Annotated in this window: 25 protein-coding genes, 1 tRNA gene and 1 pseudogene; 7 read left to right on the top strand and 20 right to left on the bottom strand. The window is 31.1% G+C overall.

Annotated elements, in window-relative coordinates:
• Window positions 1–67: 67 nt before the first annotated feature.
• Window positions 68–550: an ABC transporter ATPase gene (locus tag V5787_RS11890; protein WP_336893422.1), complete on the top strand. Its 483-nt coding sequence runs from the start codon at window positions 68–70 to the stop codon at window positions 548–550.
• A gap of 99 nt (window positions 551–649) precedes the next feature.
• Here V5787_RS11890 and truB read toward each other — a convergent pair whose 3' ends face one another.
• From truB to V5787_RS11870, 4 genes are read right to left on the bottom strand one after another with little or no spacing between them, the layout of a single operon-like run.
• Complete coding sequence (gene truB, locus V5787_RS11885; RefSeq protein WP_336893421.1) at window positions 650–1,345, bottom strand: tRNA pseudouridine(55) synthase TruB; 696 nt, start codon at window positions 1,343–1,345, stop codon at window positions 650–652.
• A gap of 3 nt (window positions 1,346–1,348) precedes the next feature.
• Window positions 1,349–2,143 carry an undecaprenyl-diphosphate phosphatase gene (locus V5787_RS11880; protein ID WP_336893420.1) on the bottom strand — a complete coding sequence of 265 codons (795 nt, stop codon included), beginning with the start codon at window positions 2,141–2,143 and terminating at the stop codon, window positions 1,349–1,351.
• A 23-nt stretch (window positions 2,144–2,166) separates the two neighbouring features.
• Entirely contained in the window at window positions 2,167–2,406 is a 240-nt protein-coding gene (locus V5787_RS11875) for a DUF3098 domain-containing protein (protein ID WP_336893419.1), read from the bottom strand.
• Window positions 2,407–2,433: 27 nt separating this feature from the next.
• On the bottom strand, window positions 2,434–3,312 hold the full coding sequence (locus V5787_RS11870) for a permease-like cell division protein FtsX (protein ID WP_336893418.1): 879 nt from the start codon (window positions 3,310–3,312) through the stop codon (window positions 2,434–2,436).
• 199 nt (window positions 3,313–3,511) lie between these two features.
• On the opposite strand from V5787_RS11870, the gene rbfA reads away from it, so the two are divergent.
• Together rbfA and V5787_RS11860 are read left to right on the top strand one after the other, a co-directional pair.
• Window positions 3,512–3,907: a 30S ribosome-binding factor RbfA gene (rbfA, locus tag V5787_RS11865; RefSeq protein ID WP_336893417.1), complete on the top strand. Its 396-nt coding sequence runs from the start codon at window positions 3,512–3,514 to the stop codon at window positions 3,905–3,907.
• Between the two features lies 1 nt (window position 3,908).
• Complete coding sequence (locus V5787_RS11860; RefSeq protein ID WP_336893416.1) at window positions 3,909–5,105, top strand: ABC transporter permease; 1,197 nt, start codon at window positions 3,909–3,911, stop codon at window positions 5,103–5,105.
• On the opposite strand, the gene V5787_RS11855 is transcribed toward V5787_RS11860, so the two are convergent.
• From V5787_RS11855 to V5787_RS11810, 10 genes are all read right to left on the bottom strand, one after another.
• Window positions 5,106–5,828 (bottom strand): SdiA-regulated domain-containing protein, encoded by a 723-nt coding sequence (locus V5787_RS11855; RefSeq protein ID WP_336893415.1) that lies wholly within the window; start codon window positions 5,826–5,828, stop codon window positions 5,106–5,108.
• Window positions 5,821–6,822 carry a tRNA dihydrouridine synthase DusB gene (gene dusB / locus V5787_RS11850; RefSeq protein WP_336893414.1) on the bottom strand — a complete coding sequence of 334 codons (1,002 nt, stop codon included), beginning with the start codon at window positions 6,820–6,822 and terminating at the stop codon, window positions 5,821–5,823. Before dusB ends, V5787_RS11855 begins: the two co-directional genes overlap by 8 nt.
• Before the next feature lie 299 nt (window positions 6,823–7,121).
• Window positions 7,122–9,140 (bottom strand): transglutaminase domain-containing protein, encoded by a 2,019-nt coding sequence (locus tag V5787_RS11845; RefSeq protein ID WP_336893413.1) that lies wholly within the window; start codon window positions 9,138–9,140, stop codon window positions 7,122–7,124.
• Between the two features lie 120 nt (window positions 9,141–9,260).
• Window positions 9,261–10,433, bottom strand: a complete 1,173-nt coding sequence (lepB, locus tag V5787_RS11840; RefSeq protein WP_336893412.1) for a signal peptidase I — start codon at window positions 10,431–10,433, stop codon at window positions 9,261–9,263.
• On the bottom strand, window positions 10,434–10,838 hold the full coding sequence (locus V5787_RS11835; RefSeq protein WP_336893411.1) for a DUF1573 domain-containing protein: 405 nt from the start codon (window positions 10,836–10,838) through the stop codon (window positions 10,434–10,436).
• A gap of 8 nt (window positions 10,839–10,846) precedes the next feature.
• Entirely contained in the window at window positions 10,847–13,525 is a 2,679-nt protein-coding gene (locus V5787_RS11830; RefSeq protein WP_336893410.1) for a hypothetical protein, read from the bottom strand.
• A gap of 2 nt (window positions 13,526–13,527) precedes the next feature.
• On the bottom strand, window positions 13,528–14,277 hold the full coding sequence (locus V5787_RS11825) for a GLPGLI family protein (protein ID WP_336893409.1): 750 nt from the start codon (window positions 14,275–14,277) through the stop codon (window positions 13,528–13,530).
• 6 nt (window positions 14,278–14,283) lie between these two features.
• Window positions 14,284–14,664, bottom strand: a complete 381-nt coding sequence (locus tag V5787_RS11820; protein ID WP_336893429.1) for a GLPGLI family protein — start codon at window positions 14,662–14,664, stop codon at window positions 14,284–14,286.
• Window positions 14,655–14,933, bottom strand: a complete 279-nt coding sequence (locus tag V5787_RS11815; protein ID WP_336893408.1) for a hypothetical protein — start codon at window positions 14,931–14,933, stop codon at window positions 14,655–14,657. Before V5787_RS11815 ends, V5787_RS11820 begins: the two co-directional genes overlap by 10 nt.
• A 217-nt stretch (window positions 14,934–15,150) precedes the next feature.
• On the bottom strand, window positions 15,151–16,890 hold the full coding sequence (locus V5787_RS11810) for an O-antigen ligase family protein (RefSeq protein ID WP_336893407.1): 1,740 nt from the start codon (window positions 16,888–16,890) through the stop codon (window positions 15,151–15,153).
• Window positions 16,891–17,700: 810 nt separating this feature from the next.
• On the opposite strand from V5787_RS11810, the gene V5787_RS11805 reads away from it, so the two are divergent.
• On the top strand, window positions 17,701–18,690 hold the full coding sequence (locus V5787_RS11805) for a Gfo/Idh/MocA family oxidoreductase (RefSeq protein ID WP_336893406.1): 990 nt from the start codon (window positions 17,701–17,703) through the stop codon (window positions 18,688–18,690).
• Between the two features lie 331 nt (window positions 18,691–19,021).
• Here the strand turns inward: V5787_RS11805 and V5787_RS11800 are convergent, their stop codons facing one another.
• The 6 genes from V5787_RS11800 to V5787_RS11775 all read right to left on the bottom strand — a co-directional run bounded on the left by V5787_RS11800 (window position 19,022) and on the right by V5787_RS11775 (window position 22,385).
• The gene (locus V5787_RS11800) at window positions 19,022–19,204 is read right to left on the bottom strand and encodes a hypothetical protein (RefSeq protein ID WP_336893405.1); all 183 of its coding nucleotides are present in this window, start codon (window positions 19,202–19,204) and stop codon (window positions 19,022–19,024) included.
• Window positions 19,201–19,770: an LPS export ABC transporter periplasmic protein LptC gene (gene lptC, locus V5787_RS11795; protein WP_336893404.1), complete on the bottom strand. Its 570-nt coding sequence runs from the start codon at window positions 19,768–19,770 to the stop codon at window positions 19,201–19,203. Before lptC ends, V5787_RS11800 begins: the two co-directional genes overlap by 4 nt.
• A gap of 43 nt (window positions 19,771–19,813) precedes the next feature.
• The gene (locus V5787_RS11790) at window positions 19,814–21,157 is read right to left on the bottom strand and encodes a hypothetical protein (protein ID WP_336893403.1); all 1,344 of its coding nucleotides are present in this window, start codon (window positions 21,155–21,157) and stop codon (window positions 19,814–19,816) included.
• A 142-nt stretch (window positions 21,158–21,299) separates the two neighbouring features.
• Window positions 21,300–21,458, bottom strand: a complete 159-nt coding sequence (locus V5787_RS11785) for a hypothetical protein (protein ID WP_336893402.1) — start codon at window positions 21,456–21,458, stop codon at window positions 21,300–21,302.
• A gap of 3 nt (window positions 21,459–21,461) precedes the next feature.
• Window positions 21,462–21,611 carry a hypothetical protein gene (locus tag V5787_RS11780; RefSeq protein ID WP_336893401.1) on the bottom strand — a complete coding sequence of 50 codons (150 nt, stop codon included), beginning with the start codon at window positions 21,609–21,611 and terminating at the stop codon, window positions 21,462–21,464.
• 48 nt (window positions 21,612–21,659) lie between these two features.
• Window positions 21,660–22,385 carry a type III pantothenate kinase gene (locus V5787_RS11775; protein WP_336893400.1) on the bottom strand — a complete coding sequence of 242 codons (726 nt, stop codon included), beginning with the start codon at window positions 22,383–22,385 and terminating at the stop codon, window positions 21,660–21,662.
• Between the two features lie 124 nt (window positions 22,386–22,509).
• Between V5787_RS11775 and V5787_RS11770 the strand changes: the two genes are divergently transcribed.
• The 3 genes and pseudogenes from V5787_RS11770 to V5787_RS11760 form a co-directional block, all read left to right on the top strand.
• Window positions 22,510–22,582: transfer RNA gene (locus tag V5787_RS11770), tRNA-Phe, on the top strand.
• Window positions 22,583–22,692: 110 nt separating this feature from the next.
• Window positions 22,693–23,241 (top strand): 3'-5' exonuclease, encoded by a 549-nt coding sequence (locus tag V5787_RS11765; RefSeq protein WP_336893399.1) that lies wholly within the window; start codon window positions 22,693–22,695, stop codon window positions 23,239–23,241.
• A gap of 248 nt (window positions 23,242–23,489) precedes the next feature.
• Window positions 23,490–23,575: pseudogene (locus V5787_RS11760) on the top strand (IS1595 family transposase); the annotation flags it as partial.

Below are 23,575 nucleotides of genomic sequence, written 5' to 3'. Positions count from 1 at the left end.
ATTACTAAATTTTAAAAGGTGTCCTTTACAAGAGAAAAAAGAAATATCTTTGTCTTAAATTAAAAATATGATTCCTGATTACAACAATATGTCTGAAGATTCTAAAGTCTGGGTATTTCCTTCTCAAAAGAAATTCTACACTAATGAGATAGAAAATATTGAGAGAAAAATCAGTGCTTTTATTTTATCCTGGGAGGAACAAAACAAACAACTAAAAGCTGCTTTCACCATAAAGCACAATCGATTTATTGTTGTTTTTGTAGATTCAGAAACGACAATTTCATCGGAAACCACAAATCAATTAATTTCATTTATTATTGAGCTTCAAACTGAATTTGAAACTGAAATGATGGACAAAATAAACGCTTGTTTTAAACAGGGTGAATATGTTCAGTACAAAGACTTAAAAGATTTTAAGCAATTAATCAAAAACAAAGCCGTGAATAAAAACACCATCGTTTTTGATAATCTAGTTTCTACAAAACAAGAATTTGATGAATATTGGGAAATTCCCGCTTCGGAAAGTTGGTATGGAAATATGTTTAAGTAAATCTACCTCTAGGCAAACACGACAGGCATTAAAAGGAAACAAAATTTAAAATTACGACAAAAGAAATCAGAGTATTAAAAACCCAATGTAGAAAACAAATTATTCTTGCTGTAAAAATTTTATATAATCATTTAATTCGTAAGCTTTATCTACTGAGAATTCTCCAATTTTAGTTCTTCTTAAAGCAGACAAATGAGCACCCGAATTTAATACGAAACCAAAATCATAAGCCAAAGAACGGATGTAAGTTCCCTTGCTACAAACTACTCTAAATTCCACTTTTGGCAATTCAATATTTGTAATTTCAAACTCAGAGATTGAAATTTTTCTCGCTTCTACTTTCACCTCCTCACCTGCTCTAGCCAATTCATACAAGCGCTTACCGTCTTTCTTTAAGGCCGAAAAAATTGGTGGTTTTTGATATATTTCTCCAGTAAATTTTTGCGTAGCCTCATAAATCATCTCTTCCGTGATATGATCTGTAGGGAATTCCGTATTTACATCTGACTCTAAATCATAACTCGGTGTGGTTGCACCTAAAGTAATCTCTCCTGTATATTCTTTTACCCGAGCTTGATATTGGTCAATTTTTTTAGTGAACTTACCTGTACATAAAATTAACAAACCTGTAGCTAAAGGGTCTAAGGTTCCAGCATGACCCACTTTAATTTTTTTGACATTAAATTTTTGACGAATCTCCCAACGTATTTTATTAACCACCTGAAATGAGGTCCACGTTAGAGGTTTATCTATAAGTAATACTTTCCCTTCTTTAAATTGTTCTTCAGTAAGCATGATTTAATATAATAAAGAGTATACAATCGCAATAATTCCAATCACAGCACAATAGATAGAGAAATAATACAACTTACTCCTTTTTACTATGGCCAGCATCCATTTACAAGCGACCACCCCTGCTAAAAACGCAGCAATAAAGCCTACAAACATTGGTATAACCTCAGTACTATCAAACACTAAGTCACCTTCTAATACATCTTTGAATATTTTTCCAATTATTAAAGGCACTACCATCAAAAACGAAAACCTTGCTGCCTGTGATCTATCTATTTTTAATAAAACTGATGTTGAAATTGTAGCTCCAGATCTTGAAATACCAGGCAAAACAGCAATTGTCTGAGCAATACCTATAATTAATGCGGATGTATAACTTGTAGAAACACAGGTTGTTTTAGTCCTATCAGCTAACACCAATAATACAGCTGTTAAAATTAACATCACACCAACTAACAAAATCTGTCCGCTAAAAAAATATTCTAACTGCTCTTCAAAAAGCAACCCTATAATTACAGTTGGAACCATGGATATAATTATTTTTAAAGAAAATTTGGTTTCATCGTTCCAAGAAAACTGGCATAATCCTTTAAGTATTTTAGCTACTTCTTTTCTAAAGATAACAAGTGTACTCAATGCCGTTGCAAAATGTAAAACAACAGTAAACATCAAACTCTCCTTTGCTACTGAATCATTACACAATATAAACTTTGCTAATTCTAAATGCCCACTTGAGGACACCGGTAAAAATTCCGTTAAGCCTTGTATAATTCCAAGAATTATAGCTTCAATTATTCCCATTAAAATTATTGAAAAATTATTTTTTATTTATTAGGATCCGCTAAGATAGCATATACCTCAATTGCGAAACCTATCAACACCAAAGTTGGCGCCAAACGAATTCTTCTAAAATTATATATGGCATCATTAAAAACATCTGGATCATCACTGCCACCTCCTGCCATTAACACAAAGCCTAGAGCTACAAAAGCTAAACCAATCAACATCCACTTATAATTTTTTTTACTGAATAAAAACTCTTCTTTCGATTTCAATTCCTTCATATGAATTTTATATTAATTTATCTCTATTTAAGAATAAAGTTGATTTGTGTTTAAATTTAAAAAACGTTGGGTCGCAAAAAATGTACTTAGCCAAGTAACCAATATCCCCATTAATAAAACACCTGAAAATATAACTACCAAGTCTTTTTTATCTGATAACAACTCCAATTGTGGAAAATGTTCACTTACATAATACATCAAAGCACCCAACCCTATAATTGCTAACAAAGCCCCAAACATACCTAAACGGATACCTCTCCATATAAAAGGCAAACGAATAAATTGTTTTGTAGCTCCAACCATCTGCATGGTCTTAATTGTAAATCTTTTAGAATAAACGGACAAACGTATAGAACTGTTTATCAATACTACAGCAATCAGCGTAAAAAAACCAGCGACTACCAAAATCCAAAAACTAATTTTTTGAATATTTCGTGTCAATATCTCAATTAGAGGAGCGTCGTATAAAACTTCCGATACATAAGCGTTTTTCAACATTTCCTTTTCTATAACTTTCATTTTTTCTGGAGTTATAAACTCTGGGTTTAAATGAATATCTATAGCATTTTTTAATGGGTTACTCCCCAAAAACTTTAAAAACTCTTCTCCAATCTCTTTACTAAATTCTTTAGCGGCAGCTTCTTTGGATATAAAAACAACAGATTTTGTATATTCTTTTTTTTTTAAACTCTCTTCTAATTTTTTAGACTGACTTCTCTCTACATTATTTTTTAGAAATAAAGTAACGGCTACTTGCTCTTTAAAATGATTGGCAATTTTATTTGATTTTAAAACAATAACTCCCAACACCCCTAAAACAAATAAGACTAGAGAAATACTTAAAATCACTGAAAAATAAGAAGATCTTAATCGTCGTTTTTGATAACGATCAAAGGAGTTAGACATAGATAGAAATTTTATGTGGCAAGTTACTAAATTAGATTGTAAGTTACCAAGGTTCTTTTTAATAAACTCGATTAGATTATTGACAACAATTTCAATATCAAATTTTTAGAAAATTAAATATCATAGACTCCCTATTATTAAATATAGATTCCCTTAAAAAACAGTTATCCATTTTAAATAATTAACTTAAATTTGCAGCATGGAGGAAACAAATAGACAGAAAAAAATTGGAGGGGTCATCCAAAAAGATTTGGTAGAGGTATTGCAAGGTGCAGCGCAAGACGGAATGAGAGGTGTTATCATCTCCGTAACTAAGGTTAGAGTAACAACTGACTTAAGTCAAGCCAAAGTGTTTTTAAGCATCTTTCCTTCTCAAAAAAGAGATGAATTGGTTAACGGAATTCAATCTAACAGCAAAACAATCCGTCATGAGTTAGCAAAAAGAACAAAAAATCAATTGCGAAGAGTTCCTAATTTAACTTTTTATGGTGATGATTCTTTAGATTATATTGAAAAAATCGATGCTTCACTGAGAGGTGAAGATGTCAATCCAATAAAAAACCCTGATAGACTACCTAAAAGGAAAAAATCATAATTTGAACTTTTCTCTCTACATTGCCAAGCGCTATCTGTTTGCTAAAAGCAGTAATAATACAATAAACATTATTACCAAAATAGCGAGTATTGGAATTATTGTAGGTTCTTTAGCTCTTTTCATAGTACTCTCTGTCTTTTCTGGTTTAAAAACTTTTAGTAGCAAGTTCTTAAACGCAACAGATCCTAACATTCGGATTACAAGTACTAAAGGAAAATCTTTTGAGTTTTCAGACAACATACAAAACACACTGCTATCCACCAAAGATATCATTGCATTTACTAAAGTCATTGAAGAACGTGCTTTTTTTAAATACGACAATAAAGAACAAATTGCGTATATAAAAGGTGTTGATAGGAATTACACTAAAGTGGTTCGAATTGATACCTTAATTTATTCTGGGAAATGGTTAGATTTTGACAAAAACACAGCTCTTGTTGGAAGAGGCATTGCCAATAAACTATCCATCGGAATTTTAAATTACGGAGATCCTTTAACCATATTAGTTCCAAAACCAGGGAAAGGCTATCTAACCAATCCTAGTAAAGCATTTCACACATCAAACGTTCAAGCTGTAGGGGTTTTTGCTATCTCAGAAGAACTGGATCAAAAATTCGTTTTTACTCCCTTACATGTCAGTCAAAAATTATTGAATTACAGTAAGAATCAAATATCAGCAATTGATATCAAAACGGCTTCTAACGAAACTAGTATTTGTATTAAAACCCTTAAAGAAAAACTAGGAAACGATTATACAGTGCAATCCAGAGAAGAATTAAATTCAGCCTTTTATAAAATATTAAATACCGAAAAACTAGTTGCTTATTTAATTTTTACTTTGGTGCTTATCATCGCTGTTTTTAACGTAATAGGTTCTATTATTATGATGATTCTTGATAAAAAATCAAATCTAATTACGCTGTATAACTTAGGTGCTTCAATCAAAGAAATAAAAAAAATATTTATCTACCAAGGATTTCTATTAACCTTGGGAGGACTCTTAACTGGAACCAGTTTTGCATGCTTATTGATTTTTGCACAAAACAAATACCAATTATTTATGATCACAAGTACTATCGCTTACCCTATAGAATTTCAGATCCAAAACCTATTAGTCGTGTGTGTTACTATTATAACATTGGGTTTTGCAGCCGCAATTATCGCGAGTAGCAGGATCTCTAAAGATCTTATAAAATAACTATTCTAATTGATATATAAAAAGTTCTGATGTTAAATCACTAACAATATACAAACGTCTATTTCTGTCTATACAAACTCCTTCAGGTTTTTTTATTTCTAGTGGGATTTTTTGAAGCTTTTTCCCTTTTGAGTTCACCTTATACAACGCCTGTGATTCATCACTCAACACCCAAAACACGTCAAGTTTAGCGTCATAAACCATCCCTGAAATATCCTTCGCAAATTTTAAATCGTATTTCTTTTTTATTTTCCCTTTCCGAGAAATCTTTAAAAGTTGTTTTGGACGCGCTTCGTTTACTACATATAAAGACTGTTTTTTAGAATGGTAACAAATCCCCTCCAAACCTTTATTTTTGCTGTGTTGTTTACCTTTTATCTTATGTATTTTCCCAACCCCCTTATCTAAAGAATAATAAGTTATGGAACGTTTTAATTCACTTAACAAAATAAAACTCTCAGTCGATTTATCATACACTACTCCTTCCATATCTTTTACTTTCGTATGATATTTTTGTTCCAACCTACCGTTTAATGACAGTCTATACAAATAAGGCACCTCATCACTTACTACAAATAAACTACCATCATGATATGTTAAACCTGAAGGCTCAGGAACCTCAATTATAGTTTTTGAAATAAATTTTAATTTGTTCTGAGAAGTGCTTTTCCCACATGCGATCACAAAAAAAAGTAAACAGTAAAAAAAAGATTGATTAGGCATGAGAATAAGTTTGATTACCAAATTTTGCCAAAACCTCATCAAAAGTAGCAAACATTTCTTCAGCTGAATTTGAAGTCACCATTTTCATTCTATATTCCTTAAAATCCGGAATCCCTTTAAAATATGTACCATAATGACGTCTTGTTTCCAATACTGCCAAAATTTCTTTTTCCTTCCATGCAATCTCCATTTCTAAATGGCGACGTGCTACAGCAACCCTTTCCGAAATTGTAACGGGAGGTAAATGTTCACCTGTTTTAAAAAAATGCTTTACTTCTTTAAAAAACCAAGGATTTCCAATACTGGCTCTTCCAATCATCGCTCCATCCAATCCATATTCATCACGCATTTTTAACGCAGCTTCTGGAGTATTTACATCTCCATTTCCAAAAACAGGAATATGCATCCTAGAATTGTTTTTCACCTCTGCAATCGGCGCCCAATTTGCATCACCTTTATACATTTGAGCACGTGTTCTACCATGAATAGAAATTGCCTTACACCCTACATCTTGCAAACGCTCAGCAACTTCAACTATTTTGATAGAGTTTTCGTCCCAGCCCAAACGTGTTTTCACGGTAATTGGCAAATCTGTATGTTTTGCCATAGCCTCCGTTAGAGAAACCATTAAATCAATATCTTTTAAGATTCCCGCTCCAGCACCTTTAGAAACTACTTTTTTTACAGGACAGCCAAAATTAACATCAATAATATCTGGTTTCGACTGTTCTACAATTTCAATCGTACGCAACATAGACTCTAAATTGGCACCAAAAATCTGAATTCCAACTGGACGCTCTTTTTCATAAATATCCAATTTTTTCACGCTTTTTGCAGCATCTCGAATCAAACCTTCCGAAGAAATAAACTCCGTATAGACAAGATCAGCACCTTGCTCTTTACACAAAGCTCTAAATGGAGGATCACTAACATCTTCCATAGGAGCCAATAACAAAGGGAAATCGTTTAATTCTATATCACCAATCTTAACCAAAATATCTGTATTTTATTAAGCTGCAAAGATACAAATTAAAGTCGTCCCATCTTTTTGTAACAAAAAAAAGTAACTATAGAGTTTGACTTTGATGAAGACAATGCCTCTTAACTCCCCATGATCGTCATGCTAAACTTGTTTCAGCACCTCGTACTACTAGCCAAAGATCCTGAAATGAAATCCGGATGACGGTATTTGATTATAGATAAAGTATACTCAAGCTTATGGATCTAATTGATGGGTACTAACAAAAAATTAGACCCCCCCCAAAAAAAAATAATATTGAGAATTACATTGCACTAAAACGAGCCCATTCCTACCCAAACTTGCTCTCCTTTTTTGTTAAATTTAAAAACAAACTCTTCATTTCCTTTGGTCGTATTCTTAAGCCAATAAAGTGCATTTTGGGGTATATTTTTATAAACAAGCACTGTATCTTTTGCTTTTTTTTCTCCTAATGAAAGCCATTCCTTATCCCAATACAACAATTCATAAAACTCGTCTTTATTGATATGATTGTCATCATTTTTAGCTTGAATTTTAATCCCTGATACTCTTGTTGGTTTAGTAAAACTGTAATTGATACGGAACCAATTAGCATCAAGATATGTAAGGGGATTATCATCTACTAATTTAGCATATCTCGAATTTAAGGTATCGTTTTTAAACGTCACAGAAGCATAGTCTTTAATCGGTTCAACTAAAGTATCTAATAAATTGAAAGTTGCAATTTTTGTGTTTTTATTACTAGGGTGAAGGAAACGATAGTATTTATAGGATACAGGATGCTCTAATCGTAAAATTATTTCGTGAGTAGATGAAAAGTCCTTGATATGATATAGATCTTTAAAATCTGAATTTTGATGATTCTTCCCTTGCAATTTACAGCCATTAATTGATTGAATGGCCAGCAAGCGTTCTTTATCATTTATATAGGATATAATTGGGTATTTTCTCAAAACTGTTCCCTTTTCTAAAATCGATTTATTGGGGTCTAAATACCGGATTCCCCCTTGTTTATCTAACTCAAAAGGATAATTCACAAGATGTTTTCCTTCATTATCTTCGTAAAATACTGCATAAATTAAATTGACTCCAACCTTTTTAAACAACACTGTATGATGCGCTATTTTATCAGCAATTGCTATTTTATCCCAACCAGTTTTTGGATTAAAAACGCCTAAATAAATTTTATTCTGACTGGCTTTTTTTATATCCCATAAAAGATCTATTAAAACATCTGCGACATCATGGTATAAATCTGTAACATCATTTTTCTCAGGCTTGGAATAAGTCTGCCTATAAACTTTGGTAATATTAGATTGATGGTAAAGTTCTATTAACGCATCTCCACCACCAATATTAAAGGTTTTTAAGGTATTACCTTCAAAATAAAACAACCAACTATGAGAATTATTTTTATAGAAATTACCCCACCTTTTAGAATAATCAATCCCTGAAGGAATTCCTACACTTCGCAATACACTAACAAAATACGTTGCTAGATATTCACAATTCCCAAAACGAGTAGCCTCAATTTGAGATAACGATGGAACCCCAGGAAACGGATAGTTATTATTGTTAAAAGTATAGGTTGATAAACTTAATTGATAATACAGCTCCTGAACAACCTCCTCAATTGGCTGTACTTTTATAGAGTCTCTTACCCAACTATAGGTATTGTACAAGGCTACTCTCTTTCCCCTTTCAAGAGGTTCTTTCAGAACTCGATACGGAAGAACAAATTCTAAAAAATTTTCATCTAATTTTAGAGAATTCGCATCATATACTTTAAAAGCGAACTCTATATTTTCAATTAAATACGCTGCATCTATGAATTTTACATCAAAAACCGTAGTTGGTTTTTCTGGAACTGTTCCATTAAGAAAATTAATTTCTTTAGAAAAACTATCAAATATTTTTTTGGATATTTTTTTATTTAAAATATTTATTTTTCTTTCTTTTACTTCTGCTGTTAGCTTTTTATTTGTCAGTACTTTCTTTTTATCATTTTCAAAAAAAGAAGCATGTTTTTCCCTAAGTACTCCTGCTTTTTTAAACACTTTATCATATTCTTCTCCATAATCTAACCAAAAATGATAAGGCATGTTAGATATTAAAAATTTTGCTGCTTTTAGCTTCAAACTATCTTTAGGTTCTTGATAATGGTCTAAAACTTTTTGCAGCTCAACTTTATTTTTCTCCGCTAATTGCAATGCGATGTTCAGCTTGTTTTCTTCTTTTTTTAAATTACAACTCGAAAATCCTATTGTCATAAAAACACTAAAGAATAGAGCGATATAAAGTATTTTTTTCATGAAATTATTTTTTTTATAATAAATAGTGGTAAATAAACTATCGTTCCTTACTAAGCTCCCAGTTAAACTGACAATCGTTAAACAAAAAAGAAAATTTTAAATTCATAAACCTTCACCTATTTATACGCCTTTAAACAAACGATTCCATTGGAAGTGATTGTCTTTGTTTGAAAACAAAACACAGGAGACTTTGCCTATAATTCTTTCTTTAGGAACAAAACCCCAATATCTAGAATCCATAGATCCATTTCTATGATCTCCCATCATAAAATAATAATCTTGCTTAAAAGAATACGATTTTATTTCATCTCCCTCAAAATAATACTTACCTCCAATATTTTTAATATGAACCTTTTCATGTGATTTAAGAACCCTGTTATATAAAGCATAATTTTCAGGAGATAATTTAATAGTCATTCCTTTCTTAGGAATGATGTAAGCCCCATAATTATCAAGACTCCATTTATGATACTTAGATTTTGGATATATTTTTTTCTTAGAAGAAAAGCTATCAGATTTTTTTTGTACATCAACTATCAAACCTAAATCCTCTAATATCTCTTTCTCCGATAAAGACAAGGTTGCCTGATAACTTTTTACTCCATTACTTTCCAAATGACTTTCCATTTCCAAGGAATCTATTACAGTATACAACCGTTTCTTATTCTGTACCTTAAATTCATAGGTATTTAAGACTTCTCTTGAAGGGCTTAAAAGTGTATTATTTATATAAACATCTCCATTTTTTATTTGTAAAGTATCCCCAGCAATTCCCATACAACGTTTAACAATAACCATTTTTTTCTTGAACATGGTAAACACAATAACATCTCCATTTTTTACAGTGGTTATACCAGATAATCGTTTAGGGTTCCAACGTTTTTCAGGAACGGTACTATTAGAATTATCTTTTAGGCGATAATAGAGGTTAACCCAAGGTATTTCATAGGGAGATTGGGGTAATTTCGGGCCATATTGCAATCTATCTACCAATATCACATCATCCTTAAATAAAGTGTTCTCCATAGATGAACTTGGGATTATATAAAGTCCAAAACCTAAGATTTTACACAAAATGACTAGAACAAAAAAACAAACAATTTTTAAGACACCTTGAACAAACCGTTTGAAAAAATTGTTTTTCAAATAACTTCCTAAAAAAATAAAAGCTTCAACAACAGAAGTTCCTAGTAAAAGGAGAAGCCCCAACCAAGTTATTCCCAAATACCAACAAAATAACACAAAAACAATAAGAATTGTATATTTAATATATCTTTTAGTTAATAGAATCATTTATTTTTCTAATAAATCTAAATAATTAATAACTCCTTTAATTCTGATTTGCTTAGGCGATCCTATCCCGTTATAAAAAACATAAACAGAGGAGTTGAATTTCCCACGTCTTGACGGAGACACATCTACATGTATGGAACCCTTACCTCCTGATACAATATTATTTGTAGCTAGCTTCGGTACCGTACATCCACAACTTGTTTTTACATTGTTAATTACCATAGGATGGTCTCCTATATTAGAGAAATTAATAGTGAGCGGAACATCTTCTTCAAACTCAATCAAACCAAAATCATACACATCTTTATCAAACTCAACTATAGTTGCTTCTATTTTCTTGTTTTTATTAGAACAAGCTATTAAACTAATTAATACAACTAATATGACTATCTTTTTTAATAACATTTTTTTATTTATAATTTATACATTAGTGTTAACATCATTACTCTAGGTAAGATATAGGTCTTTATATCTGAAGTGATATACGTATTGTAATTATTTTGATTTTTGTATTTGGCATCAAATAAATTTTCTACAGATAGGCTTGCTCCCCAATGTGTATCTTTATTGTCATAAATCAATTTCATTCCTGCCAAAGAATAGGTGTTTAAGTTGTTGTACGTTCTATTTTTATAACGGTAATACAGATAGTTCATTGAAAAAATATAACTCTTAAAAAAATCGTAATCAATTTTTACAGATGGATTTTCTATTCTATAGTTATAATCGCCAGCTACAGAGGTGTTTTTCCCAAAACTCTGCCGAAAACTTAATTGAATTCTAGGTATTTTCTCAAAGTTAGAACTTAGCCTTATGCTATAACCTCCATTGGTATTTATATTTTCAACAAATTGATTATTTATATTACTAAGACTTGTAGAATTGGAAAAATCTGTATTTAAAAATAGTTTAAAGCTACGATACCATTTACTTATTAAAATATTACCCGACCAGCCTTTATAAATAGCATCTGCCATTATGGATGTTAAATAATTATCACTTCCTTCTGTAACAGCATAATTGATAATTCCATTTAATTTTTCCTTATAATTCAAACTGGCAATGAATAGTAATCTTTTGAAAACATTAGATTTTGAATATCTTAAAGAATAAGAATTTGTCAAGGCATTTTTTAAGTTTTCATTTCCTTTATAAACAGAATTGTAGGATTTTAAATAAAACCGATTGGCAAGTTTAGATACCTCTGTAAATCCATTGGTCATTTGATACTTCAATCGAACCTTACCAAAAGACCTATAGTCAGCTTTAATTTGAAAATCTGGAAGAAAAATCCATTTATGTACCGTAACGGAATTTAATTGAGCTATGGTCCATTGGTAATTATGTGCAAATACACTTTGTGCAAATTCGTATTTGCCTATTCTGAAATCCGAGTGAATACCTGCATAAAAATCATTTAATTCAAACGTTACATCATTGTTAAAACCTGCGCCATCAAACTCATTTTCACTAGCATCTGCCAAGATTTGTTTGTCATTTGTAAAAAACTGTTCTTTTCTATAGTTATTTCCTACCGTAAAATGTAAAAAATTATCCTGACTGATAGTCCAATAATGTTTAAAAACCATTTGAAGGTTATTTTTCTTTTTATTTCTTAAATAATTCAACTTATATATATCCTCTGCAACCAGCGGTAACAAGTCACTTAAAAAAGCTTGATTTGTATGCCAAAATCCACTAAAATCATGATTGCTTTGTGTTGCAATTGCACTAAATGAAAATGCATGTTTTTTGGCAGTTTTTTTATGCCACTCTAAATTAGCATTGGTATAATAGTTAGTGGTATTGGAGTTTTCATCAAAAACTCTTGTAGCATCATCTATCGTTGATCTTAGTAGTTTAACACCTTCTTGCACGCTTTTTTTACCTAAAACCTTTAGAATAATTTCTTCCATTCCGCTTAATTTATAATCAACCGTCAAGTTCCCAATACCAAAATGTTTGTCCATTTCACCAATATTATCTACAACCTCTGTATAATTGTTATCAGGAATTAAATATTGATTGATGCTCTCTTGCAATTGACTGTTTGTGGAACTTGAAAGAATAAAATAGCTGGATATCTCTAACTTTTTATTTACCGATTTACTAAGGTTAAAAGCTCCCACTTTTTGGTTTGTTTTAACAACATCTGTAGACTCTATGAACTCTGAAATCCCAACTTTCTCCTGATCGATATCTCTGGCTTTAAATACTGAAGAAGAAGTACCAATAAAATTTTGATAATCGCTCATACTTAGTGTTTTTTTTCCAGCATTATTCATACCTCCAATAAAATTGATATTGATATCGGGTCTGTAATAAAACAAATTGGCATGGGTTTTATAATATTCTTTATTTCCCTTACCGGCTTCAATATTCCCAAAAAGAAAATTCTTTTTCCCTTCTTTCAATTTTATATTCATGGCCATTTTATCGGATTTATGCATGCCTTTTAAAAAGGCGACTTCATTATAATCATCAATCACTTCTACTCTATGTATCGCATCTGCTGGAATATTCTCAACAGCCAATTTGCTATTACCACCAAAGAATTTTTTATTTTCAACCAACATATGGGTAATTTTATTTCCATTACTCGTTACATTACCTTCATCATCAACCTCTATCCCAGGTAGCTTTTCTAATACATCTTTTAAGGTTCGTTCTTCTCCTGTTATAAACTGATCTGTTTTATAAATAACGGTATCTTTTTTTACCACAATAGGAATATCAATAACAACGGTCTGCAATTGGTTTACTTTTTCCGTTAATTGTACATCCTTACGCAGATCCAATTTTTCAACCAAATATGTAAAACTAAAAGTCTCAAATCCCATACTTGTAAACTCTATCACATAAGAAGTATTTAACTCCAAATCAACAATATACTGTCCCAAATCATCAGTCATAGCAAATTTCATTGCTTTTGTTTTATCAACAGGTTTTGCCATCACCGTTATATAGCTTAATGTTTCCTTTTTTGTATCGGTTACAACTCCATGAATATTCCTATGTTGACCTAAAACACTCCCTATAGCAAGAAAATATACAAAAGAAAAACCTACAAGCTTACGTAAAAATTTATTCATTTTTATCTACTTTGATAGTTCATCTGACTCATAAATTCAAGATATTCATCTTCTGTTAACTCTTTCCCTTTAAATTTTTCTATTTTAATTTTTTCGGTTGTATTCAATTCTATTTTAGTTGCTTTATAATACAAAACCCCTCTTCCTGTTTCAATAGTTAATTCCATTGTTAACCCTGGTAAACCTTTAAAATTCCTTATTCCAAAATGAACTGGGATTTCCGGACAAAACCATGCTACAATTGGTTTAATATAATTTTTCCTAGCAAGATCCTGTTGTTTATTAATAACAGCAGTTGCTTTATAACATATATATGTACCTATCATTTTAGTTTCCTGAGTAAATTTCCATTTAACAGCATCATAAGCGATAATAATATCATTGAAATGGATACTATGTCCCAAAACTTTTTCTATACCTCTCGCATCATAATAGACCAAATGAGATTTTGCCATAGACCCAATATAATTTTGAATTTGCCCCATACGTCGCATAGTTATTCTATCAAATTCCGCTTTAAAATTTGCTTCTTCTTTATTAAAAACTAGTAAAAAATTCAATGGAATCGCATTCTTTGCAAGATTCAAATATGCATTACGTGATATATCGGTCTTTATAGTGGAATCCTTTTTGATTCGCTCAATATTGATAGCACTATTGCTACTCACTTGGTAGGTGATTTTTCCATTAAAACCTTGGGACAGTAAAGAGTAACTAGTAAGCGTAAAAAGTATAATTATTATTATTTTCATATATATTTAATTTTTTCTTCGTTGAGAATTCAATTTTTGCATCATTTTTATATAATCATCTTCCGTAATCAGTTTTCCTTCTAGTTCTTTTATTGTTATTTCCTCTTCAGTATTTAATTCTATTTTGATTGCTTTAAAAGTAACTTGTCCTTGTCCTGTTTGAACAACCAAATCTAGTATCAAACCAGGTAAGCCTCTAAAATTTTGAATTCCATAGAAAACAGGAATCTCAGGGCAATACCATGCTACTATCGGTTTCGTATAATTATTTCTATAAAAACCTTGTTCGTTATTAATTATTGTGGTTGCTTTATAACAAGTATATCCAGCAATTTTCTTTGTTTCCTGACTTAACTCCCAATTTAATAGATCATACTCTACAACAATCCTAACTCTCTTAACATTCTTCTGTTATGTACAGATTTAAATATTGCCTTATTTTCAGTGAATTCCAAGACAAAATCACTAGGTCTTGATTTGCTAATATCCTCTAATAGGGTGCCCCTTTCCAACTCTGACATTTTAGAATCTTTTTCCACGCAACTCTTACTTATAGCTGAATTTAAAGTTGCTTGATAACTTATTTTCCCTTTAATTCCCTGAGAATAAAGGCTACTACCAATCAATAAAGCTATACTATATATTATAATTTTCATTTTTTTTAAAATTTTTCATTTGTAAACGCATTTATTTATTGCGTTTATTTTATTAAGTATTATTTTTGTAAAGTTTTAAAGGAGCGCTACTTTTGAAACAGCTTATTTACTGGGTGTAATTCAGTAAATAAAATTTATAAAAAACTTCCTCTGGGTGTTGATAGAGCTAAGTCATAGTTTTATATTTTTTAAGTTAAACATGTAAGAATATTTTAATTTAATAAAGCCCAGAGGTTTTATCATGTTCTTTAATTATTTGAAGCATCTCGTGTTTTATCTCATCAATAGCGGTAGAGTTTATTTTTACTTGCTTTTGCATAAGTTCCTTTGCTTTTACCAATGCCTTTGTATATTGCTTGTTTTTTATATAGAGCTTTGCTAATAAATAATTTGGATAAAACTTGCTTGGAATCATATTAGAAGCTGAGGTATATGCTACTTCAGCTTTAGCACTGTTGTTTAATACCTTATAAGAATCTCCCAACGCAACTTCAATAACAGTATTGTTTAAATAAAGTTTAGCTTCTTCTAATACTTCAATTGCCTTTTTGTGCTCTTTATTCATAGACAAGGTTTTGCCATAATTCATTAAAAAAGTTCCGTTTTTATTAAAAACAGCAAAAGCGTTATTAAAATGGCTAATAGATGTATTGTATTCGCTTTGCATATAAAACTGCATTGCTGTATTCCATTGTCTGTAGCCTATATGAAGCTTGTAAGTTTGTTTTATCATAAAAACACAACAAACAACAGTAAGAATTCCCAAACTTGTTTTTAGATAAACATTCTTTATTTTATAGTTAAGGACTCCTTTTAAATTCGCTTTATTGCCAACTCCTGCAAGCATTGCTAACAATAGCACCAAATTTAATTTTACGGGAAGTATTTGACTTGGGTATGAAAATAGTGAAAACACCCCAATTGCAATCATGCTAGATTTTAGTATACTTGCTAAACATTGGTTTTCTAAAGAGGGTTTCTGTTTCCATAAAAAGAATACAATTATAAAAAGCAAAACAATCCCTAACAAACCATTTTCTGCAAAAAACTGTAAAAACTCATTAAATGCATAATTGGTATTATCTGCATTCATCATTCCAAAATTTTCTGTAGATTTATTTTCAAAATGACGTGCTTGATAGTTCATATAATGTGTTTTGAAATTATCAAATCCAACTCCTAACCAAACATGTTCCGAAATCATTTCTGAAGTCACTTTCCAAATCAACAACCTACCTGTGGAAGAATCTTTTTTCATAGAATACAAACCAATCAAACTAAATACAAGGATCAAAAAGATAAATGCAAACAAAATTTTCTTGTTTCTTTCATAAAACCCGATAGATTTTTTTTTCAGAAAGCCATAACGTAGCTCTAACAACAAGCATGTACTTAGAATAACCGCAAGCCATGAAGCACGAGATAAACTCGCTGGTAATACCAAAGAAATAGCAATTATCCCTATTAAAGGAATGTATTCAAATAATTTTACTACAACCACATTCCTAAATTCAGAAGTATTTGTTTTTATTAAATTAAAAATAGACTCTTTAAACAAATACATGCCTAAAGCCAATGGCCATACCACAGCTAAAAAACCGGCATAAGGACCAGGGTTAAAAAAACTACCTGTCATTTTAAAACCCGAATGATTTGAGGAATAATAGCCCAATAATTGCAAATTCCCATAAACGGCTTGCAGAATACCAGAGATGACAATAGCCAATAACAACCAACAATAATTTAGGAAAGTAAAACGCCTTAAAACAATATAAACCACACAAAGCCCCAATAACTCCATATACCGAATGGAAAAGCCATAGGTTGACTGAATATAATATCGGTTTATAGAGATATAGAGTATAAAGACTAACAACAAGACATCTATTTTAGAAAAGCTAAAAAAGTATTCTTTGCTAAGCACAAGCTTACAACCGTACAAGATTATTAAAATCATACAGGCACATATAAAGAATATAAACTTACTTGTAATTGTTGAGTTTACATACTCAACATTATTTATTTTCGGTAAAACCACAAAAAGTAAGCAAATAAATATAACATAAAAAACAACAGGTGTGTTCTTAAAATTCATAGCGTTTTTTTACAGTAATAGACCAATCTTATAGTCAAAAATGGACTATTATAATTGGGTACTTTTCTTTTTCAATTCAAAAATATATTTTACATTCCATTTTTCATAGCCAAAAAAAAAAAAAAACGTCTCAAAAACAGGGTATAAATGTCTCAAATGCAAGCTATAGCTTCTATGCATCTTGTAATGGTTCTTTATTTTCATGTTGTTCTTCAATAAAGATTATGGATGTTTGACGTTCGTTATGGACTACCTATGATCGCTATGCTGAACTTATTTCAAGTATCTCGTTTCTTTACCCAAAGATCCTGAAATGAATTCAGGATGACGTTGGTCGAATACTTTCCTGATTAGAGTTGTACATTATTGGATAGACGAAAAACGTTGGGCTGTTCACAATGACTTTGACGAAGACAATGCCTCTTAACTCCTCATCATCGTCATGCTGAACTTGTTTCAGCATCTCATACTACTTAGCCAAAGATCCTGAAATGAATTCAGGCTGACGGTATTCAGTGTCCATTGTTCGTTGATAGATGGAGGAGAGACGAAAAAAGGTGGACGATGAACGGAAATAGAACTCACAATCTACAATTCCACCAATAACAAATCAATTCTCAAAAACAATTTGTATTTTCATCCAGAAAAAAACACTTTGAACTGTTAGAAACTATGACAATACAAAAAACATACAACTGGGCCATCTTAGGCTGCGGAAAAATTGCCAAGAGATTTGCAACTGATTTACAATTGCTACCTAATGCCAAATTGTACGGAGCTGCATCAAGAGACCTATCCAAAGCAGAAAATTTTGCTAGCGAGTTAAATTTCGAAAAAGCTTTTGGCTCTTATGAGGAAATGATCGCAGATCCTGCTGTTGACATAATCTATATCGCCACCCCACATTCTCATCACTTAGAACATTCTTTACTCTGCTTAAAGGCTAAAAAAGCAGTTTTATGCGAAAAAGCATTTGCCATCAACACAAAAGAAGTGGAACAAATGATTCAGGCTTCTAAAGAGAATAACACTTTTCTAATGGAAGCCTTTTGGACACGTTTTAACCCCTCTTTTTTAAAAGTTTTAGACATCATCAAGTCCAAAGAACTAGGAGCGCTACAACATGTAAAATGTGATTTTAAATTCTTTGCTACTTTTGACGAACATCATCGTATTTTTAATAAAAATCTTGGTGGAGGTTCGTTATTAGATATCGGTATTTATCCCGTTTTTACGGCATTGATGACTTTAGGCGTTCCAGATGAAATTACCATTGATGTGGAACTGGGAAAAACAGGTATTGATGAAAACATAGAAATGCTCTTTAAATACAAAAACGGAAACTCTGCCAATTTAGCTTCTGGGTTTAAATGCAATGCTTTTAACGATTCTGAATTTTATTTTACAGAAGGTTCAGTACGTATTTCTCGTGAGTTACAGGTTCCGCTACGAATAGGAAAAAAAGGGAAATTCACTGAAATTCATTGCGAGCACGGAAAAGGTTTGGGTTATCAAAATGAAGCAGCACATGTGATGGATTGCTTAGATCAAGGACTCACGGAAAGCCCAATGCTGCCTCTATCTTTTAGCTTAGACCTGATAAAAACACTAGATAGAATCAGAAAATTAGCAAACATAGAGTATCCAAATCATGATTTATAATAACTTACACCAACTGTGTTTTATTATTACCATTGCCCTTTTGAAGGGCAAACTTTACTTTGAAATAAAGGTGTTTACTTGTGCTTTCTACAATTAAAAATCATAACAATGAAATTTATAATCTGACTATTCAAAGCTTTATGCTTTACATCATTTCATGTTAATAATCCATTTTACCTTTTTATTTTGGCTAAATATTCATTAAAAGAAGTTCTCTATTTGATAAAGCTTAGTCTAAGCTTCTTCAAATTGTTCCAAATTCAAAATTTATAAGACTTTAATATCTGGAGACAAAAAGACGAACTCAATTAATTTATTCTAAACGGTTAATTTAAGATCGTTTTTTTCGAAAATTCCTTTTAAAGAAAAACATAAAAATAGCCAACACTCCAAAACCGATAGAAATATATGCTTTTTCCCTATCATTTCCTATCCAAGAAAAAATTCCTTCTCCTATAAAAAAAACTCCTATAATAGCATATGCTATTTCTAAATATTTCCCAAATGTATTCATTCTTCTTCTTTAATTTTAATATCACCTGTTATTTTTTTTAACAACCAGCCTGATAAATCTAGGTTAGATTCAAACCCTTTACCTTTAATAGTGTCACCATCTACGATTAAAGAAAAATTCTCTTCAGTAAAAACATAATTTGTCTTTTGATCCCAGTACAATTGCGGTGTCTTCAACATCGAGTTATCCGTATGGTTATAAACGACAACGTCTCCTATGAGCTCAGATATCCTAGTTTTATTAAAAGATTTAGCATAATTTCCTGTAACGGTAGTAGAGTCTTTTCCTGAATTACCAATCGTTACCAATTTTATACCTTTAGGATATTCCGAATAAGGATGAGACTCTCTATTAGAGAAATCATACAACAACGGCGTAATCATCCGAAATACAATCCTTCCAGAATCTTTATAAACATGACGCACATCTTCTGACTCACCTACTGGTAAATTTTTATCTGCCAAAAAATCATTCACTTCTTTGACACTGTTGGCACAAGAAAAAAACATTGTTACCACAAATAGGATAACAATGTTTTGCAATGTATTCAAAATGTTTTTCAACATAATTATATTTTTAAGGAAACCTCTTTTCTACTTCCTTCCTAAGTTAAGGTATTTTAACAGTAGTACCAATCCAACATCCTATTTTATATGAACTTCCTGATTCTAAACCTTCGGTAAAGATTGCCGTTTTATCTGGAGCAGAACCTTTGTAACTTCTCACGTATTTCAAAGCTCTACTCTTATTTATAGGATCTACGTATGCCGCTTTTTGAGCCATGTCAGAAGCCGCTACATAAACCATTCTCTTTTCAAATTCTGATGTACCACATGAATTAGCACTTGAAGCATATAAACCAGCAATTAGCAAATAAGCTTCTCCCATACTTCTTTTGAAGCTGATTGCTCTTAAAGCAGATTTTCTCGCTTGAGATTTCATTCCTTTTTTTCTTAAAATTTGAGCAATTTTATATAAGTATCCAGCCTTTTTAAATGGATCAGACTCTTGTTCAACGGCTTTTAAGAAATACTCTCTTGCCTTATCCATCTCATTGTTTTTCACAAGTATACCCGCATAAAACACTGATGCATCTGGAGAAGGTTCGGCAGCTACATAAGCTTCAACCAAAATATCATACAATGGATCTTCAGTACATTCTTTTTTATACATCATATTTACAGCAGACCTCAACCAAGTCCCGTTTTCCTTATTAGTCTCAAAGTCTGAAGTATACAAAGGAATCAAACGTTCACATGTAGATAAATCTGATATAATCTTGTCCAAACCACCAGTAACCTGCCCAACAGCTCTAGAGTTATTCTCATAGGCGTTCTTTAGAGATTTTTCTTTAGAAGACAATACACTGCCTTGCTCTTCCTTATCCGAATAACCATCTAATTTTGTAGCATAATAATTTAATTTCTTTTCAACAGCATTTTCTATATTATCATATGTGTCAAAAACATACTGAACATCTTTATCTTTATACTCATCTGTTACATATTGGAAATATCTATAAATTGATTTCACTCCCATTTTAGAAGCATCAGCTTTATAAGCCTTTTTCAAAACTTCATAAATCTCTTCATCTGATTGTTCTGCATCTACCAGAAAATCAGCATAATCACTATACACTTTTGCGAAATCTTTAGGAAAATACTCAAGCCTTTGATCAAATACTCTTTTTACCAATGCAATAGCTTCTGGCTTATCAGCCTCTGATGCTTTGGTAAATCTATCTTTTGCGACTGTAATACCTAACTTATAAATATTTACAGATAATTTAGGTGCATTATCCATACACCAAATCCAATTATCGTAAGCTGCTTCATAGTTCTTAGCTTTATAATCTCCTCTAAAAAGGTTGTATTTTATATTAGCATCCTCTTGTGCAAAACTTATTTGGGAGCTAAAAATTAAACATGTTACAATTAAAATAATTTTTTTCATATTACTTACGCTATTAATATATTTATTAACTTATTCTTCTCATTATAAACCACTTACCTTACAGAGATGTACTTTTAACAAAAAACATTTTCCTTCTACCATATAACAGAAGAAACTTCTCCTTTCACTCCAAACTGACATTCTAAAATATCAATACTTTTCTTAATCCTACCAAAAGCATACCAAGGTCTGTTATTGCGCTTGCTTCAAGCTCCATTCCCATATTCACTCCGTAACGACACTCACCTCTCTCTGAAAACAACTCGTTAATATCTCCAACAGAATAAGCAGTAAAAAACAAACCTTACAAAACTTCTGGATAACTAAAATTCAGATTCCCAGCAACTGATACTACCGTACCAACACCATTCCTTATATTTTCTTCTAACGTTTTACTTAGGAAATTGTTTCCAATTCCAAAAAAAAACAGGGAGCTGCTTGTTGCTTTTTCCAATAATTAGAATTTGTAATTAGAAAAACAAAATTCTTTTTTGCATCATTCTTATGTTTCATATTTCAATATTGCATTCAAACCTTCTACTAAAAAGTTCGGATTTGCAAATATGCTGTTTTTTAATCTTTTAGACAAGTAATTCATGTCACCTCCTGTTAAAACAATTGTTAAATTAGGGTATTGTAATTCATATTGTTCAATTATACCTTTTATTTCAGCAACAAACCCGTTCACCACTCCAGAGTGAATACAGGACTCTGTACTATCACCAATTAAAATTTCAGGATTTTTAAAACTCAATCTCGGTAATTTTTCTGTAAAAGAATTCAATGCCTTATAGCGCATCTCTAATCCTAAACTGATTGCGCCTCCTAAATAGGTGTTTTCTTTATTTAATAAATCAAAAGTTACACAAGTTCCTGCATCAACAATCAATACATCTTTTGAAGGATATAAGATTGATGCTGCACACACAAGTGCAATTCTATCGACACCTAAAGTTTTTGGAGTTGAATATAAACTATCAAAAGGAAGTTTTGTTTTATGAGAAAGTAAAATCAAGGGAACTTCTCTATTTACTATTTCAGTAATTTTTTTCTGTAAAGCTCCGACAGAAGAAAGTATTATCTTTCCAATTGAATATTTTTTTAAAATGATTAAAATGATTTTTTCCAATCGTTGAGATTCTTCACTTGCACTAAAAATAATTTTATCTCCTTCGAATACAAACAGTTTTACACGTGTGTTACCTGCATCAATTATTAAATACGCCATAAATTTTATCCAATGTCCAAATATACAAATAGATTTTTAAAAAAATGTTTGGATATATCTAAAAAATACATGTATCTTTGCAACCGCTAAGCAAAAGAGCCAACCTCTTAAGCTCAGCAACAATGGTGCCTTAGCTCAGTTGGTAGAGCAATGGACTGAAAATCCATGTGTCCCTGGTTCGATTCCTGGAGGCACCACTTAAAAACCGTAAAGATTTATTCTTTACGGTTTTTTGTTTTTATTAGCTCTCAGAAGAATTAAACATTGTCACATTTTTATATATTTGAAAAATAATTATAAATACAATATGGCAAACGAAATCTTAGTATTAGATATTGAAACAACAGGCCTAAGTCCTATCAACGATTTTATTCTAGAATTAGGCATCGTTAAACTCAATATAGAAACAGGTGAAATTATCGAACTCTTCAACAATGTCTTTAAAGACCCAAATTTAACTGCAAAACACAGAAGGTCATGGATTTTTGAAAATGGCTTTATGAACATCGATGAAGTTCGAAATGCAAAACCTCTAGACCATTATGCCGATGAAATTCAAGAAATACTCAACAACTACAAAGGAAGAATCACGGCTTGGAATAGAGATTTCGACAATTCATTCTTAACCTCAAATGGTTTTGATCTAGGCGACAAAGTAGCTTGCCCTATGAAAGTCAGCACTCAATATTTTAAAATACAAGGATCTAGAGGTTTTAAATGGCCCAAAGCACAAGAAGCTTGGGACATTCTTTTCCCTGATATACAAAAAACAGAAGTACACAGAGGTTTAGACGACTCCATTATGGAAGCTAAAATAATTTTTGAACTAGTCCAAATGGGTGTTTATAAGATCTAATAGAGGTTTGTTTCCTAGAATTAATAGCTGACACTAAAAACAAGGAACACATATACCGTTTTAATTTTAGGGAAAATTAAAAACTTAAATTAATTTTTAATAATAAACGCTTTTTTATTAAGACTCAACTTCCGCATCTGATTCATTTTATTATAATAATAAAATTATCAGTTTTTACAAACTGAAAATTAACATTACTGAGTTAGTCATTTAGTTTCTGTATCTTAGTGTCCTTAAATATAACAGATATGGATGTTTTTCAAGGTCAAAATATACTGAGTTTTATAAAAGAACTACCAAATGATGAAGCTTGTAAGGCTTATTTAGCCAAAAT

The sequence above is a fragment of the Flavicella sp. genome, from assembly GCF_037132785.1.
In the GTDB taxonomy this organism is placed as follows: Bacteria; Bacteroidota; Bacteroidia; order Flavobacteriales; family Flavobacteriaceae; genus Flavicella.
This window is presented reverse-complemented; position numbering and strand designations above follow the sequence as displayed.